Genomic DNA, 16,049 nt, shown 5'->3' with positions numbered 1-16,049 from the left:
GCCGCCCCTGAAATTCCGACCGAAGAGACGCATGATGAGTCATTCCGTGAAGAGCATCGAAGGGTCGCGCCAGGGCCTGTTCATCGGCGGCCGGCGCGTGGCGCCGCTGTCGGGCCGCTATATCGCGAGCTATGACCCGACCACCGCCGAACCCTGGTACGAGGTGGCCGATGCAGGGGCCGAGGATGTCGATGCGGCGGTGCGCTCGGCCCAGGCCGCCTTCGTCGACCCGGCCTGGCGCCGCATGACCCAGACCGACCGCGGCAAGCTGGTGCGCCGGCTGGCCGACCTGCTGCTGCAGCATGCCGACGACCTCGCCCGGATCGAGACCCGCGACAACGGCAAGCTGCTGCGCGAGATGCTGGCCCAGCTGCGGGCCATGCCCGACGCCTATCTCTACTTTGCGGGGATGGCCGACAAGCTGCAGGGCGACACCATCCCGGTCAACAAGCTGGACATGCTGAACCTGACGCTGCGCGAACCGGTCGGCGTGGTCGGCATGATCACGCCGTGGAATTCGCCGCTGATGCTGCTGACCGGCACGCTGGCGCCCTGTCTGGCCATCGGCAACACGGTGGTGATCAAGCCGTCGGAGCACACCTCGGCCTCCACCTTGGCCCTGGCCGAGATCATCATGGAGGCGGGGTTCCCGGCCGGCGTGGTCAATGTCGTGACCGGCAACGGGGCCACCGCGGGCGAGGCGCTGACCCGCCATCCCGGCCTGGCCAAGATCGTGTTCACCGGCAGCACCGCGACCGGCAAGCGGATCGCCGCCAACGCCGCGTCCCAACTGGTGCCCTGCCAGATGGAGCTGGGGGGCAAGTCGCCGCATGTGGTGTTCGCCGATGTCGACCTCGACCGCGCGGTGAACGGCGTCGTCGCCGGCGTCTTCGCCGCGGCCGGGCAGACCTGCATCGCCGGGTCGCGCTGCTTCGTCGAGGCCGGCATCTACGACAGGTTCGTCGACAGCCTGGTCGACCGCACCCGGCGGATCCGCATCGGCCATCCCGAGAACGACGACACCGAGATCGGGCCGCTGGCCCTGTCGGCCCAGCTCGAGAAGGTCGAGGGCTATGTCGGCTCCGGCGTCGCCGAAGGCGCCCGGATCGCGGTCGGCGGGCACCGGCCGCAGCAGGGGGAGCTGGGGCGCGGCTGGTATTACGAGCCGACGGTGCTGGTCGATGCGCGCAACGACATGGGCTTCATGCGCGACGAGATCTTCGGCCCGGTGGTCGGGGTGGTGCCGTTCCGCGACGAGGCGGAGCTGATCGGCCTGGCCAACGACACCCGCTACGGCCTGGCCGCCGGCATCTGGACCCAGAACATCGACCGCGCCCTGCGCTTCGCCCGCAACGTCGATGCCGGGACGGTGTGGATCAACACCTACCGCTCCGCCGCCTACATGTCGCCGAATGGCGGCTTCAAGGAAAGCGGCTACGGCCGGCGCGGCGGCTTCGAGGTGATGCGCGAGTTCTCGCGCCTCAAGAACGTCGTCGTCGACTACTCCGGCGCGACCCAGGACCCGTTCGTCATCCGCCTGCGCTGACGGCGCCGCACCTCGCAACCTTTCGACCCAATGGGGAGAGCGACCCGATGAAATTCGCCGTTTCGATCAATATGGAGCGCTTCAGCCCGGCCCGGGACATGCAGACCGTCATGGCCGAGACGCTGGAGCTGGTGAAGATGGCCGATGCCGGCGGGTTCGAGACCGTGTGGACGGCCGAGCACCACACCATCGAATGCACCATCGCGCCGAACCCGTTCACCACCCTAGCCTGGTACGGCCACCACACCGACCGGATCCGCCTGGGCACCGCCACCCTGGTCGCGCCCTACTGGGACCCGATCCGCCTGGCCGGCGAGGCTGCGCTGTGCGACCAGCTGACCGGCGGGCGCCTCGAATTCGGCATCGCCCGCGGCTCGTACCAGTACGAGTTCGACCGCATGGCCGGCGGCATGATCCAGCAGGAGGGCGTGGCCTATCTCAAGGAGATCGTGCCGGCGGTGAAGGCGCTGTGGGCCGGCGACTACGCCCATGACGGCAAGTACTGGAAGTTCCCGCTGGCGACCTCGGTGCCGAAGCCGCTGCAGAAGGGCCACCCGCCGATCTGGGTCGCCGCCCGCGACCCCGGCACCTTCGACTGGGCCGTCGGCATCGGCGCCAGCATCCTGTCGACCCCGCTGTCCGCCCCGGCGGCGGAGATCGCGGTGCTGGGCGACAAGTTCGCTAAGGCGGTCGCCGACCATCCGAAGGTGCCGCGGCCGCGCTTCATGATGCAGCGCCGGACCTGCGTCTATGAGCGGCCGGAGGATTGGGAGGTGCCGGTCCGCCACAGCGTCGATTACGGCCGCTATTTCGAGAACCTGTTCCAGAATGTCGGCACCGTGACCAACGGCTTCCCCGAGGCGGTGCCGTTCGAGGTCGTGGCCAACCGGTCCAATTACAGCCCGGAAAGCGTGCGCGAGAACCTGATGTTCGGCACGCCGGACGAGGTGATCGAGAAGCTGCTGCCCTATGAGGCGGCGGGGGTCGACCAGTACTGCCTGGGCCTGTCCTTCAACCTGCCCTTCGAGCTGCAGAAGAAGACCCTGTCGCTGTTCATCCGCGAGGTCATGCCGGTGTTCGCGGAACGGGCGCGGTCCCGCGCGGCGGATGCGGCCAAGCTGGCGATGGCAGGCTAGGTCTGGCTTTGGGAATGTCTGACTCACAGATCCTCCGGCATACCCCGATTGCCTCTCCCGCTTGCGGGGCTTCTCAGAATGCCTCCGGATCGTCCCGGAGGTTCGCAATGACTTCGACCGCACTCAAAAATGAGTCCCCCCTCCCCTTGCGAGAGGGGGGTAGGGGGAGGGGGTTTTCGATGCGCAGAGCCGACCCGGACTCGCGCAATTTGGCTCCGGAGGCGAAGCCTGTCCTTTGCCCATTCGCGCGCGGACGCGCGCAGCCCCCTCCCCCTAACCCCCTCCCGCAAGGGGAGGGGGGACGAGAAAGGAGCGGGCTCGGTCTATTCCGAAAAGGTCTCGCTTGCGGGAGAGGCAAAACAAGGCCGGCTGCATCGGCCACGAGCCGCCAGATCTACCCCGCGCCGGGTCAGCTAATTGTGAGCCAGGACACCAGCCGATGACGGTCGCCCTTCATCATCGCGTGGATGGTACAGGCATCCGCCCGCTTGTCCTGGTCCATGGCGTGGGGTCGTATCTCGAGGCCTGGGACGGCGTCGTCGCGGCCCTGGAAGGCGACTTCCGCATCCTGCGCTTCGACCTGCGTGGGCATGGGCGGTCGGAACGGGTGACGGGGCGCTACGAGATCGACGATTTCGTCTGCGACCTGTTGGAACTGGCGGATCGCGAGGGCTTCGGCCGCTTCGACCTCGCCGGCTTCTCGCTCGGCGGGTTGATCGCCCAGCGCCTGGCGCTGACCCATGGCCACCGGGTGCGGCGGCTGGTGCTGCTCAGCACCATCGCCGGCCGCACCGAGGCCGAGCGCGAGCGGGTGCGGGACCGGCTGGCGGCGATGCAGCGCGGCGAACCGGCCTCGCATTACGACGCCTCGGTCGGACGCTGGCTGACCGAGGCGTTCCAGGCGGCCAATCCGGAGCTGCTGCAGCGGCTGCGCGAACGCAACGCCGCCAACGACCCGGGCTGCTATGCCGCTTCATACCGCGTCCTGGCCGAAACCGATCTCGGCGATCAGCTCGACCGCATCCGCCACCCGACCCTGATCGCGACCGGCGCGGACGACCAGGGATCGAACCCGCGGATGGCCCGCTTCATGCACGACCGCATCGCCGGGTCGCGGCTGGAGATCCTGCCCGGCCTGCGCCATTCGATCCTGGTCGAGGCGCCGGACCGGATCGCCGGCCTGATGCGCGACTTCCTGCTCTTTCCCGACGAGGCCCCTCATGGATGAAACGCTCCGTGCCCGCGGCGAGACCGTGCGCCGCGCCGTGCTCGGCGACGCCTATGTCGACCGCGCCCTGGAGAATGCCGACGACTTCTCGCGGCCGTTCCAGGATGTGCTGAACGAGTATTGCTGGGGCCAGTGCTGGACCAATGACGACCTGGATCTGCGCCAGCGCAGCCTGCTCAATCTCGGCATGCTCGCAGCGCTGGGCCGGATGCACGAGTTCCAGGTGCATTTCCGCGGCGCCATCCGCAACGGGCTGAGCGATGCCGAGCTGCGGGCGGCGCTGATTCAGATCGCGGTCTATTGCGGCGTGCCGGCCGGCGTCGAGTGCTTCCGCATCGCCAGGGCGGTCCGCATCGAGATGGCGGCGGAGGCGGCGCCGTGATCGTCGAGGAGCGGATCTACAAGGTCAAACCGGGCCAACTGGCGCGCTATTTGCAGCTGGTGCGCGAGGAGGGGCTGGCGATCCAGCAGCCGATCCTCGGCAACCTGATCGGCTATTTCCACACCGAGATCGGGCCGCTGAACCACATCGTCCATCTCTGGGGCTATGCCGACCTCAACGACCGGGCGGAGCGGCGCCGGCGCCTGGCCGCCGACCCGGCCTGGCAGGCCTTCCTGGTCAAGCTGACCGCGACGCTGGACACGCTGGAGAACCGCATCCTGGTGCCGACCGATTTCTCGCCGTTGCGGTAGGGGAGGGAGGCATCGCGGGTTTGCTACTCTTCATAGGAGGGCCGGGGCGCTGCTTCCCCCGCATCGCGGGAAGACGCATCGCCGGATTCCAGCCCCAATATCCCAGGGCCAAAGAACGGTGGCTGGCGCGACTGCCGCGACTGGCCGCCCCGAAAACAGGGTGGTGACGGTGACGGATCGAATTCGGGTCGAGCACCTCTACAAGGTCTTTTCCGACATGCCGAAGGCCGCGCTGCAGCGGCTGGCCGCCGGCGCGACCAAGGAGCAGGTCCAGGCCGAGACCGGCCAGGTGGTGGGGCTGAACAACGTCTCGCTGTCGGTTCCGGCGGGGGCGATCTACATGATCATGGGCCTGTCCGGCTCCGGCAAATCCACCCTGGCGCGCTGCATCAACCGGCTCATCGAACCCACCGCCGGGCGCATCCTGCTGGATGGCGACGACGTGGTCGCGGCCGACGCCGCCCATCTGCGCGACATCCGCCGGACCCGCGTGTCGATGGTGTTCCAGCACTTCGCCCTGATGCCGCACCGGACCGTGTTCGAGAATGTCGAATTCGGCCTCAAGCTGCGCGGCATCTCCGCCCGCGAGCGCCGGAAGAAGGCGGAGGAGATCCTGTCCGTGGTCGGCCTGGCGCGCTGGGGCCACCATCTGCCGAGCGCGCTCAGCGGCGGCATGCGCCAGCGGGTGGGGCTGGCCCGCGCGCTGGCCACCGATGCCGATGTGCTGATCATGGACGAGGCGTTCAGCGCCCTCGACCCGCTGATCCGCACCGAGATGCAGGACGAACTGCTGCGGCTGCAGCGCACGCTGCACAAGACCATCCTGTTCATCACCCACGACTTCCAGGAAGCGCTGAAGCTCGGCACCCGCATCGCCATCATGGCCGACGGCGCCGTGGTGCGGGAGGGGACGCCGCAGGAGATCGTGACCGCCCCGGGCAGCGACTACGTCGCCGCCTTCACCCGCGAGGTCGACCGGTCGCGCCTGTTCGACGCCCGCTCGGTGATGGTCGACGCCGCCCCGATCGTCGTCCGTGCCGACGGCACCGCCGACCGGGCCGGCCCCGGCCGCGCCGGCCGGTCCTTCGTGGTCGACGATGCCGGCCGGCTGATCGGCACCATCGCCGAAGCCGACCTGCCGCGGCTGCAGCAGGGCATCAGCGCCCGGACCCTCGCCGCCGCCGGCTGCGCCACCGTGCCGGGCCATGCCCGGCTGGCCGACATCGCCGGCGCCTGCAGCACCGGCCAGCCCGTGGCCGTGATCGACGATGGCGGCCGGCTGCTCGGCTGCGTCGAACCCGCCCAGATCCTCGCCCGCATCGCGGCCCCCGCCGCGACCGCCCCCCACTCCTGACAACGGACGGCACCGATGTTCGATGCGGATGATCTCTACGTCCTGCCGGTCGACAAATGGATCCAGGCGGGCGTGCAATGGATGTCGCAAAACCTGCGGCCCTTCTTCCAGACCGTCAAATGGCCGGTGGAGCACCTGCTGGGCCTGATCGAGCACACGCTGCAGGGCATTCCATTCCCGGTCTTCGTCGTGCTGGCAGGGCTGATCGCCTGGAAGCTCTCGTCCCGCGGCGTCGCCCTGTTCACCGTGGTGTCCCTGGTCGTCATCGCCTTCACCGGCGTCTGGACCGAGGCGATCACGACCCTGGCGCTGATCACCACCGCAATCGTGATCTGCGTCTGCATCAGCGTGCCGATCGGCATCCTGTGCGCCCGCAGCGACGCGGTGTGGCGCATCGTCCGCCCGGTGCTGGACGTGATGCAGACCACGCCAACCTTCGTCTATCTCGTGCCGATCGTGATGATGTTCGGCGTCGGCACCGTGCCGGGCGAGGTGGCGGTGATCATGGCGGCGGCGCCGCCACTGATCCGCTTCACCAATCTCGGCATCCGCATGGTCGACAAGGAGATGGTCGAGGCCGGGCTGGCCTTCGGCGCCACCGGTCGGCAACTGCTATGGGAAGTGCAGCTGCCGCTGGCGATGCCGACCATCCTGGGCGGCCTGAACCAGACCGTGCTGACCGCCATGGTGATGTCGGTGGTGGTCGCCATGATCGGCGCGGAAGGGCTGGGGCTGGTGGTGCTGCAGGGCCTCGGCCGGCTGGATGTCGGCCGCGCCGCGGTCGGCGGCCTGGCCATCGTGCTGCTGGCCATGACACTCGACCGCATCACCCAATCGCTCGCCAAATCCAAGGGCGGCAAGGGGGTATCGCTCCGCGCCGTGCTGCTGCGCCTGGTCGGCCGGCAGGACGATCGGGCACAGCCGGCCGTCGCCGGCGGGTCGACGGCGCAGCCTACGGCCTGACCCGGATCTTCATCGTTCGGCAAACAACAAAAGTCACTCGGAGGCACACCAATGGTTTCCAGCATGGGCCGTCGCGCCCGCCTGTCTTCAACAGTTCTGGCAGCAGCAATCCTGACCGCAGCCCTGTCCGCAACGGCGCTGCCCGCCCTGGCGGCCGACCTGCCGGGCAGCGGCAAGACCATCCGCTTCGTCCAGGACGACAGCCTGGGCGGCAACTATGTCGAGGACCAGATCCTGGTCACGGCGTTCAAGAAGCTGGGCTACGACGTCAACGTCACCGTGATGAACGGCACGCTGTTCTTCCAGGCGGCGTCGCAGGGCGATGTCGACATGAGCTCCGCCGTCACCCTGCCGCAGCGCGAGCCGGGCTACCGCAAGGTCGAGAAGGAGCTGGCGGTCGTCGGCACCGGCGGCATCCGCGGCGGCGGCATCAACGGCTACCTGATCGACAAGAAGACCGCCGACGCCAACGCCATCACCCATTTCGACCAGCTGAAGGACCCGAAGATCGCTGCCCTGTTCGGCACCGACGGCAAGGCCGAGCTGACCGGCTGCGATCCCGGCTGGAGCTGCGCCGACGTCATCGAGCACCAGGTCAAGGCGTTCGGCCTGTCCGACACCGTCCACATCGTCCGCGGCAAGTACGAGGCGCTGATGGGCGAGACCGTGGCCCGGGTCCAGCGCGGCGAACCCGCGCTGTACTACACCTGGAGCCCATCCTGGGTGAACGACGCGCTGGTGCCCGGCAAGGATGTGGTGTGGCTGCCGACCCCGTTCGATTCCCTGCCCGAGGGCATGCCGCCGATCAAGACCGCCCTGGTTCCCGGCGTGGTCGGCTGCGCCGGCGGCCAGGACCCGTGCCGCATGGCGCTGGGCGAATGGAACTACAACACCGTCGTCAACCGCAGCTTCCTGGCCGCCAACCCGGCGGTGAAGACGCTGATCGAAGCCGCCAGCTGGCCGCGCGAGACCTGGGTGGCCTGGGAAGGCTCGATCAACAAGGACGGCAGCAGCAACCGCAACATCAAGAAGCTGGCCGACGACTGGATCGCCGCCAACCAGGCCGAATTCGACGGCTGGGTCGCCCAGGCAATGGCCGGGCAGTGACGGCCTGATCCTTCCCTCTGTAGCAAGGGCCAATCCCTGACCGATCGATCGGTCAGGGATTGGCTGTTTGCTAGCGCCGGCGCAGAATCCTCGCCAGTGCCAGGAGCCCGGCCGCCAGCCAGCCGAGGAGGGCCAGGACGGTCAGCGGCGCGGTGAAGATCATCAGCCAGCCCATCATGCCCATGCCGTAGAGCAGGCCGCCGATGTCGGTGCCGGCCACCAGGCAGGGATGGATGCTGCCCTCGTCGACCGCGCATCCCAGAGTGTTGGCGATCAGGGCGGTCGCCAGCACCGACAGCAGCGGCAGCAACAGCAGGACCGTCAGGGCCGCCAGCATCCACCGCAGGCCGCGCCACAGGGAGGATCTGCCCGGTCGTGCCGGCATGGTCACGGCGGGCCGCCGTCAGCTCTGCAGGAAGAACGCGGGGACCAGGAACACCAGCGGCGCGAACAGCGCGATCTGGGTCTTCGGCAGAGGCACTCGGTTGCGCCGCAGCAGGAACAGCTGCGCCTGAAGCGCCAGGAACAGGGTGCAGGCGAAGACCAGCGCCGCGGTCGCCAGGGTCAGCAGGTGCAGCGCACTCAGCGTGGCCAGGGCCACGATCATCAGTCCGGCGCAGGCGACCAGCCACAGCGTCGCCTGTTTCGAGATCAGGGTGCGGTTGATCCGGAACTCCAGCAGCGCCAGCGACACCCACCAGATCACCTGCATGCAGGTGATCGGCAGCACGCCCGACATCTGGTCCATGTATCCGGCCCAAGCGGGCAGCAGGACGGCGCCATACAGCTCGAAGGTGGTGAGGAGGACGGACGCCCCCACCATGGTGACGGCCAGCAGGATCACGAAATACCGGTCGAACCATTCGGCCGAGGCCTCGTACAGCGTCTTGTAGAAGGCGGTGCCGACCAGCTGGTGGACCAGGAAGATCGCGATCGAGATGCGGAAGCAGACGGAATAGACCGAGACCGCCTCCACCGACAGGAAGTAGCCGATCAGGACGCGCGAGCTGTTGACGATGGTGAAATAGACCAGCGAGTTCACCATCATGAAGAAGCCCATGCGCCGGGCGTCGGCGTGGGCGGCGAAGAAGTGCGGCCGGATCGTCCGGGCCAGGGCGATGAAGGAGAAGATGGTGACGCCGAGCACCACGCCGCCATAACCCAGGACCACCGGCCCCAGCGGCACCCGCCCCAGCATGAGGAAGACCACGCCGCCGACGGCGAGGAAGAGGTAGAGCGACAGGTTGTCGGAGACCAGGGTGCGGTAGCGCCGCCCGATGGTGCGGTAGTAGGTGGCCGCTGTGAGCTGGGCGCCGGTGCCGACGATGGCAATCGCGGCAAAGGCATAGAGGAGGTCGCTGGACGCAGCATAGGCGACAGCCGCCGCGGCGAGGCCGAGCACGCCGATCGACGCGACGACGAAGAACAGCAGGTCCTGGACGCGATCCTCTTTCCGGATCAGCACCAGTTGCGGGATGGCGCCGAGAATGCCGAGGCTGAGGACCTGGGCCCCGATCGTGCCGACGCTGAGCGACAGCTCCGCGGTGCCGTAATCCTGGATGTTCATGATCTGCGACAGCAGCAGGGGGCCGAAGAAGGCGATCCCCTTGCCGAGCGCGAAGGCCATCAGGAACAGTGCCGCCTGTCCGCCGATGGCTCTGACCCGTGCCAGGTTCATACGCCGGCGCCAACCCTATCGCCCGGGCGCTGCACGGACTCCAGACCCGCGGGCCGTGCCGCAGACCCCTCGCCGTGCCTCTGGTCTGACGTCCGCCTCAAGCCCGCATCCTCATGATCGCTCTCGACATCCTGCATCCGGCCGGCCGGGCCTTCAGCTCCGCCCGGTGACCTTGAGGGCGACCCGTCCCTCGTAGATGGCGAGATAGTCGTAGGTCACGGCGTTGGCGGCGCAGAATTCCTGCCAGGCCTTGTACTCGCCCAGCTCCCAGCCGGGGTAGTTCAGGTACTCGTCGAAAATGATGATGGTGCCGACGACGATCCGCTTGTCGATGGTCTGAAGGACGTAGGTCGTCGCTTCGTAGGTGTCGCAATCCACATTCATGAAGGACAGGTCGCCGGGATGTTCCGCCAGGAAGCCCGGCAGGGTGTCCTGGAACCAGCCTTTGATCAGCCGGACATTCGACCGCACCTTGGGCAACTGCCCGCCCACGTCGAACAGCCCCTTCTCGCTGCCGATCTGCCCGCCCCAATCCTCCATCAGCCCTTCGAAGGAGTCGAAGCCATAGACCATCTCGTCGGTCAGCGACGCGAAGGTGTTGACGCCCTTGCCCTGCCAGACGCCGAATTCCAGGTTCAGCCCACCCGGGATGCGCTTCTTGAAGGCGTAGGGGCGCAGCCCGTCCGGATCGTCGAACAGGATCGCCGACTTCATATGCTCCGTGCCATATGCCGCAGACCGCTCCCTGGCCATCTGCTGCATCACGCCGACCACCGTGCTGGTGCCCAGACGGCGGCGCAGCCGGCGCGCGGTCGGCAGCAGCAGGGCGTCGACAAACTTTTTGGCAAACTGCTCGAGCATATGCTTCAACTCCTGCTGATGGACAATGGTCGCATCGTGAACGTCAATCGAATCATGCCCGGCCGGGGGAGGCAGGGCTAAATCCAGGACCGTCTGTTGCCTCGCGACCGGGCTCGTCGAGACCGTCGATGATCGGGGGTGTGTGCGGCGAAGGGGGGTGCCCCTCAGCCGGCGGCGGCCAGCTGTTCCGAGATGTAGTCGACCATCTGGCCGACATTCTGGAAGTCCTTGATCCGGCGCGCGTCGAGCTTCACGCCGAAGGCGCTCTGGGCGCCGACGATGATCTTGATCTGGTTCAGGCTGTCCCATTCCTCGATGTCGGCCGCGGTGGTCTGCGGCGTCAGCACGATGCTGTCATCGTCGAACACCGCGTGGAACACGTCGGCGAGGCGGGCGATCACGTCTTCCTTGGTCAATTGCCGTCTCCGTCAGGGGTCACGATGCTGATGTGGTGCTGCATGCGCGCGCGTTGCGGCAACAAAGAGGCGGCATAACGGCCCTCCGGCGACGTCTCCTCGAAGCCGAGCTCGGCCAGCACGTCCTTGACCAGGGCGTTCTTCGGCGACAGCCGGAAGTCGAGCACGATGCGGTCGAGGTCGAGGCGGGCCGCCCGGCGCCGGATCAGCTCCAGCGTCGCATGCTCCAGCCGGCGCGAGAACACCCGGCAGCTCATCACCCAGTTGCGGATGACCAGCGCGCCGTCTTCCGGCTCGGTCACGGCGATGGCGGTGATGCCGTGGTCCTGCAGCCGGTCCTTGAAGCGGATGGCGATGACGCCGTCGCGATTGGCGGTGATCTCGTCGGGCGTGAACACCGTCGGGTTCAGCTTGAACTGGTTGGTCTTGGCGATCAGTTGGACGATGCGGTCGAGCGAGGCGGGGCCGACCGGCTCGACCTCCGCCACCGGCTCCAGGCTGGCCAGGAAGGCGTCGATGTCGTGGGCCGCGCCGGCCTGCGCGATGGTCTCGGCGCGGGTCCGGTACAGCGCATTGCGGCGCAGATCCTCGCCGGTGATGCGCGAGGTGGGGAAGGCCTTCTCCCGCTCGATCGCGGCGCAGTAGCCGGCCGGATCCTCCGGCAGGTCGACCACCAGGACCTCGCCGAGCTCACGCTGCACCCAGGCGCGCTCGACCGGGTTGTCGTCGACGAAGACCAAGCTGTCGAGGCCGACATTCAGGGTGGCGGCGATGCGGCGCAGGTTGGTCGCCTTATCGTCGAAATTGGCGACGAAGCAGGCGATGTCCTCTTCCTTCAGGATCATCGAGGGATGGTCGCGGAAGGGCTCGCGCGCCAGATCCTCCCGGTTCTTGGAGCAGACGGCGAGGATGACGCCGCGCCCCGCCAGCCGCTTGGCATAGGCCTGCAGCGCCAGGAACGCCTCGCCCTCCGCGGTCTCGCGGCCGAGCACCAGCCCGGCGAGGCCGACATCGCCGACGACGCCGCCCCACACCGTGTTGTCGAGGTCGAGCACCAGCACCTTGCGGGCCTTGCCCAGCTGCCCCGCCGCGGCGGCGGCCAGGGTGTCGGCGACCTCGACCAGGGCTGCGGCGCCGAAGGGCTGCTTGCACAGGGCGTACAGCGCCGCGTCGTGCCAGGCCGGGCCGACGCGCTGCGCCAGCGCCTCGGCATCGACCACGGTGACATGCGCCGGCACCGCCTCGGCGATCGCGCGGTTGACGCTGCGGGCGTGGAACAGCAGCCCGCCCGGCGACAGCCCGTCGAGCTCGCCCAGCGGCCGGTCCGGCGGCGGGTCGAAGCTGAGCTGGACCGTCGGGACGGCAAGGGCGGACCACAGCCCCTGCCAGTCGGCCACCTCGCGGGCCACCGCCGCATCGGAGTCCGCGCGCGTGGCGTCGAAGCCGGGCGCGTGGGCCAGGTCGCGATGGGTCGGCAGCACCATCACCAAGTCGGCGCCGCGGCACACGCCGCCGCCCGGGTTCAGGATCTCGGTCGCGATCCCGCCATAGGGGCCGGCGGCGATCGTCGCGACCACGCCGCGCCGCAGCAGCAGCGCCGGCAGCAGGTCGACCACCATGTCCGACAGGAAGGAGGACACGACGGCGATGCGGACCGGCGGTCCCGCGATCTCGCCGCTCGCGATGGCCTTGCGCACCCGCCTGCCGGCGCGCTGCAGGGCGACATAGTCCTGCGAGGCGAAGCCGGGCGCGCGGCATTCGTCGATCAGGGTGGTCACGGCCATGTCCATCGCCATCTCCTCAGCGCCGCTCCGCCCGGCTGACCTGCAGCGGCGTGCCGTAGAGGCAGTCGGCCGCGTCGGTCATCAGGAACGCCACCATATCCGCGACATCCTCCACCGTCGTCAGCCGCTTTTCCGGCAGCCGCGTCACATGGTCTTCAAGCCAGGCGTCGGGGATGTCCGAGGTGAACTCCGTCCGCACCATGCCCGGCGCCACGATATGGACCCGGACGCCGCGCCCGATCCATTCCTGGGCCACCACGCGGGCATAGGCGGTGATCGCGGCCTTGGCGGCGGAATAGCTCGCGGTCTTCACCGGCGGCATGCCCATCGCGTATTCCGAGGTGACGACCACCATCCGGGTGGTGGCTTCCTGGCCGGCGAGCAGCGGGAAGGCCGCGGCCGCGCAGAGATGCAGGGCCTTGAGCTGCGTCGTGATCTGGCGGTCGAACTCGCCCCAGCCGGTGCGGTGCGTCAGCTTCTTCGCGAACGGCGCGGCCACCGAGAACACCAGCCCGGAGAGGGCGGTGCGGGCCTCCGCGATGCGCGCGAACAGGGCGCCGATCTCGGCCTCGTCGGTGAGGTCGGCGATCTCCACCGTGGCGGCCGGGCCGATCTCGGCGGCCAGCGCGTCGAGCCGGTCGCGCTGGCGGCCATGCAGGATGACGCTGGATCCCTGCCGGGCCAGCCGCCGGGCGATCCCGGCGCCGATGCCGCCGGACGCGCCGAGGATCAGGACAGGGTTTTGCACAGCACCGACCCCCGGGCGACGACGATGGGCTTGCCGGCCCCGGCCTTGGTCGCCCTGACCTTCAGCCGCAGCATCGACTGGTCGGGCCAGATCTCGGCGACCTCTCCGGTGAGGGTCACCCGATCGCCCGGCAGCACGGCGTTGGGAAAGGCCAGGGTCTGTTCCAGCAGCAGGCAGCGCCGGCCCGGCAGCACCATGCCGATGAAGCCGGACAGCTTGGCGCCCAGCAGCATGCCGTGCGAGACGCGGTCGGCGAACCCCAGCGAGGTGGCATAGGCCGGATCCATGTGCAGCGGGTTGTAATCCCCGCTCACCGCAGCGAAGGCATCGATCTCCGCGTTCTCGGCGGTCCAGGCGATCGTGGCGGTATAGCCGACCGGCAGCGCGTCCAGCGACAGGTCCAGGGCGGTCTCGGGAAGGGACTGGGGATCGGTCATCGCGGCACCCGCTCGATATCGGCCAGGGATTGCAGGGTCGGGCGCGGCGACGACACCACCGTGTTCGGCGGCACGCTCTTGCGGACGATGGCGCCCGCGGCCACCACCGAGTTCTCGCCGATGGTCACGCCGGCGAGCACCATCGAGCCGGCGCCCAGCCAGACGCCGCGTTCGATCCGGATCGGCTTCGAAAAGGACTTGTAGGGCGGCAGCGTGGTGATGTCGGCGTAGCCGGTGTCGATCAAGACGCCCTTCGACAGATGGACGTCGTCGCCGAGGTAGATCGGGGCGGCGGCGCCGATGGTGCAGCGCTGGCCGATGATCACGCCCTTGCCGAGGGTGAGATTCTCCGGCTGTTTGATTTCAGCCGTCCAATGCACGAACACGTCACGGGAAGTCGGGAACAGGGCGCGCGCCCGCGCGAGATTGACAAATCGCATGAAAAGTCGAAGGGCCGCAAGAATACCCAAAGTGATCGCGCGTATTGGCGACCAGCCCAGAAAATTCCCCAAGAGCATATGCCGTTCCCTCCTAAGCACAAATGCTCAATGCAAATCTGGGAGTCGCCCAAAGCCCCTGACGACCAACGCGAACCCGGACGGTATGTATCGGCATCGTTTGAGCATTGCAAGGGGCCGCCAGCGCCAATGGCCGGCGGTTCCTGCCATCGGGGTTGTTCCGAACCCTACGGGCGGCTAGCGTCGTTTGCACAGCAGCAAGGGGGGTGCAATGGCAGGGACGATCACCAGCCGGGAAGACCATGTTGGCTTCCGCGGACACCGCACCTGGGTCCGGATCACCGGCGACCTCGGCGGGCCGAAGCGGCCGCTGGTCGTGGCCCATGGCGGGCCGGGCTGCACCCACGACTATGTCGATTCCTTCAAGGACCTGGCGGCGACCGGGCGGGCGGTGGTGCATTACGACCAGCTCGGCAATGGCCATTCGACCCATCTGCCGGACAAGGGCGCCGACTTCTGGACGGTCGACCTGTTCCTGGACGAGCTCGACACCCTGCTGCGCCATCTCGGCATCGCCGACGGCTACCATCTGCTCGGCCAGTCCTGGGGCGGCATGCTGGGGGCGGAGCACGCGGTGCGGCGGCCGCCCGGGCTGAAGAGCCTGGTCATCGCCAATTCCCCGGCCTCGATGGCGCTGTGGATCCGCGAGGCGAACCGGCTGCGCGCGGCGCTGCCGCCCGAGGTCCAGGCGACGCTGCTGCGGCACGAGCAGGCCGGCACCATCGATTCCGCCGAATATGCCGCCGCCAGCCGGGTGTTCTACGACCGCCATGTCTGCCGCGTGGTGCCCTGGCCGCCCGAGGTGGCGCGCACCTTCGCGGCCGTCGACGCCGACCCGACCGTCTATCGCAGCATGAACGGGCCGACCGAGTTCCATGTCGTGGGCTCGCTGAAGAACTGGAGCGTGATCGACCGGCTCGACCGCATCGCGGTGCCGGTGCTGCTGATCTCGGGCCGTCACGACGAGGCGACGCCGGCGACGGTGCAGCCCTTCGCCGACCATATCCCGGATGTGCGCTGGCGGATCTTCGAGGAGTCCAGCCACATGCCGCATGTCGAGGAAAAGGCGGCCTGCCTCGCCGCGGTGGCGGAGTTCCTGGACGCGCGGGACTGAGAGACCGTCTGGGAACGCGCCGGCGCCGCCGTCTGATGGCGGTTCCTGCGCTTCCCGTGCTCGACGAGACCAAACGTCCGCTGCGCTCCGGTTCTCGCAACCACAAACAGTCTTCGAGCGGCCGGATCTCAATCGTCTGGATCGGCTCGAACAGCGGGTTGGGGCGTGCCGTCCGGCCGGTCGCGGCGGCGCAGCAGGCAGGCCGCCTCCGCCGCCATCGCGCCCGCCAGCGAGTGGGCCGCGATCTCGCCCAGGATCCAGTCGAGATAGACCGCCGCATTGCTCGATCATGCCGGGCGCCGAGCCCCGTGGACCCGATCCGCCGGATCGGCGGATGTCGGATCCCCTCGGTCAGCACGCATCGGCGCGTGTCGCGCCCAGCTGGTCTGTCTGCGATGAATCAGGTGTCACAGCCATCACAATAAGAAGCGATCGCAATTTCTATCCCGTGAAGGGCGCTCGTGCT

General features: G+C 68.5%; 17 protein-coding genes. 9 read left to right on the top strand and 8 right to left on the bottom strand.

All coding sequences use genetic code 11. From position 1 onward, the window contains the following. Positions 1–46 precede the first annotated feature (46 nt). The 8 genes from E9232_RS07365 (at position 47) to proX (ending at position 8,027) form a co-directional block, all read left to right on the top strand. Complete coding sequence (locus E9232_RS07365; RefSeq protein ID WP_309793065.1) at positions 47–1,546, top strand: aldehyde dehydrogenase; 1,500 nt, start codon at positions 47–49, stop codon at positions 1,544–1,546. Between the two features lie 47 nt (positions 1,547–1,593). Continuing rightward, the gene (locus tag E9232_RS07360; RefSeq protein WP_309793064.1) at positions 1,594–2,682 is read left to right on the top strand and encodes an LLM class flavin-dependent oxidoreductase; all 1,089 of its coding nucleotides are present in this window, start codon (positions 1,594–1,596) and stop codon (positions 2,680–2,682) included. Positions 2,683–3,121: 439 nt separating this feature from the next. Next, positions 3,122–3,910 carry an alpha/beta fold hydrolase gene (locus tag E9232_RS07355; RefSeq protein ID WP_309793063.1) on the top strand — a complete coding sequence of 263 codons (789 nt, stop codon included), beginning with the start codon at positions 3,122–3,124 and terminating at the stop codon, positions 3,908–3,910. After that, complete coding sequence (locus E9232_RS07350) at positions 3,903–4,292, top strand: carboxymuconolactone decarboxylase family protein (RefSeq protein WP_309793061.1); 390 nt, start codon at positions 3,903–3,905, stop codon at positions 4,290–4,292. Before E9232_RS07355 ends, E9232_RS07350 begins: the two co-directional genes overlap by 8 nt. Next, entirely contained in the window at positions 4,289–4,603 is a 315-nt protein-coding gene (locus E9232_RS07345; RefSeq protein ID WP_309793060.1) for an NIPSNAP family protein, read from the top strand. The genes E9232_RS07350 and E9232_RS07345 overlap by 4 nt, the downstream gene beginning before the upstream one ends. A 169-nt stretch (positions 4,604–4,772) precedes the next feature. Beyond that, positions 4,773–5,957 carry a quaternary amine ABC transporter ATP-binding protein gene (locus tag E9232_RS07340; protein ID WP_309793059.1) on the top strand — a complete coding sequence of 395 codons (1,185 nt, stop codon included), beginning with the start codon at positions 4,773–4,775 and terminating at the stop codon, positions 5,955–5,957. A gap of 15 nt (positions 5,958–5,972) precedes the next feature. Further along, positions 5,973–6,920 (top strand): ABC transporter permease, encoded by a 948-nt coding sequence (locus tag E9232_RS07335; protein ID WP_309793058.1) that lies wholly within the window; start codon positions 5,973–5,975, stop codon positions 6,918–6,920. A gap of 51 nt (positions 6,921–6,971) precedes the next feature. Then, positions 6,972–8,027 carry a glycine betaine/L-proline ABC transporter substrate-binding protein ProX gene (gene proX / locus E9232_RS07330; RefSeq protein ID WP_309793057.1) on the top strand — a complete coding sequence of 352 codons (1,056 nt, stop codon included), beginning with the start codon at positions 6,972–6,974 and terminating at the stop codon, positions 8,025–8,027. A 70-nt stretch (positions 8,028–8,097) separates the two neighbouring features. Here proX and E9232_RS07325 read toward each other — a convergent pair whose 3' ends face one another. The 8 genes from E9232_RS07325 to E9232_RS07290 form a co-directional block, all read right to left on the bottom strand. After that, on the bottom strand, positions 8,098–8,418 hold the full coding sequence (locus E9232_RS07325; protein WP_309793056.1) for a hypothetical protein: 321 nt from the start codon (positions 8,416–8,418) through the stop codon (positions 8,098–8,100). Positions 8,419–8,430: 12 nt separating this feature from the next. Further along, entirely contained in the window at positions 8,431–9,705 is a 1,275-nt protein-coding gene (locus E9232_RS07320) for a polysaccharide biosynthesis protein (protein ID WP_309793055.1), read from the bottom strand. Between the two features lie 153 nt (positions 9,706–9,858). Then, positions 9,859–10,566 (bottom strand): TylF/MycF/NovP-related O-methyltransferase, encoded by a 708-nt coding sequence (locus E9232_RS07315; RefSeq protein ID WP_309793054.1) that lies wholly within the window; start codon positions 10,564–10,566, stop codon positions 9,859–9,861. 164 nt (positions 10,567–10,730) lie between these two features. Next, entirely contained in the window at positions 10,731–10,982 is a 252-nt protein-coding gene (locus tag E9232_RS07310) for an acyl carrier protein (RefSeq protein WP_309793053.1), read from the bottom strand. Then, positions 10,979–12,772: an HAD-IIIC family phosphatase gene (locus tag E9232_RS07305; protein WP_309793052.1), complete on the bottom strand. Its 1,794-nt coding sequence runs from the start codon at positions 12,770–12,772 to the stop codon at positions 10,979–10,981. Before E9232_RS07305 ends, E9232_RS07310 begins: the two co-directional genes overlap by 4 nt. 10 nt (positions 12,773–12,782) lie before the next feature. Beyond that, on the bottom strand, positions 12,783–13,514 hold the full coding sequence (locus tag E9232_RS07300; RefSeq protein ID WP_309793050.1) for an SDR family NAD(P)-dependent oxidoreductase: 732 nt from the start codon (positions 13,512–13,514) through the stop codon (positions 12,783–12,785). Continuing rightward, entirely contained in the window at positions 13,496–13,951 is a 456-nt protein-coding gene (locus E9232_RS07295; RefSeq protein WP_309793049.1) for a MaoC/PaaZ C-terminal domain-containing protein, read from the bottom strand. The genes E9232_RS07300 and E9232_RS07295 overlap by 19 nt, the downstream gene beginning before the upstream one ends. Next, positions 13,948–14,469, bottom strand: coding sequence for an acyltransferase (locus tag E9232_RS07290; RefSeq protein WP_309793048.1), 522 nt, complete (start codon positions 14,467–14,469; stop codon positions 13,948–13,950). Before E9232_RS07290 ends, E9232_RS07295 begins: the two co-directional genes overlap by 4 nt. A 211-nt stretch (positions 14,470–14,680) precedes the next feature. Between E9232_RS07290 and E9232_RS07285 the strand changes: the two genes are divergently transcribed. Next, positions 14,681–15,583, top strand: coding sequence for a proline iminopeptidase-family hydrolase (locus E9232_RS07285; protein ID WP_309793047.1), 903 nt, complete (start codon positions 14,681–14,683; stop codon positions 15,581–15,583). Positions 15,584–16,049: the final 466 nt, after the last annotated feature.

The organism is Inquilinus ginsengisoli, assembly GCF_031453975.1.
GTDB classification, from domain to species: domain Bacteria; phylum Pseudomonadota; class Alphaproteobacteria; order DSM-16000; family Inquilinaceae; genus Inquilinus; species Inquilinus ginsengisoli_A.
This window is presented reverse-complemented; position numbering and strand designations above follow the sequence as displayed.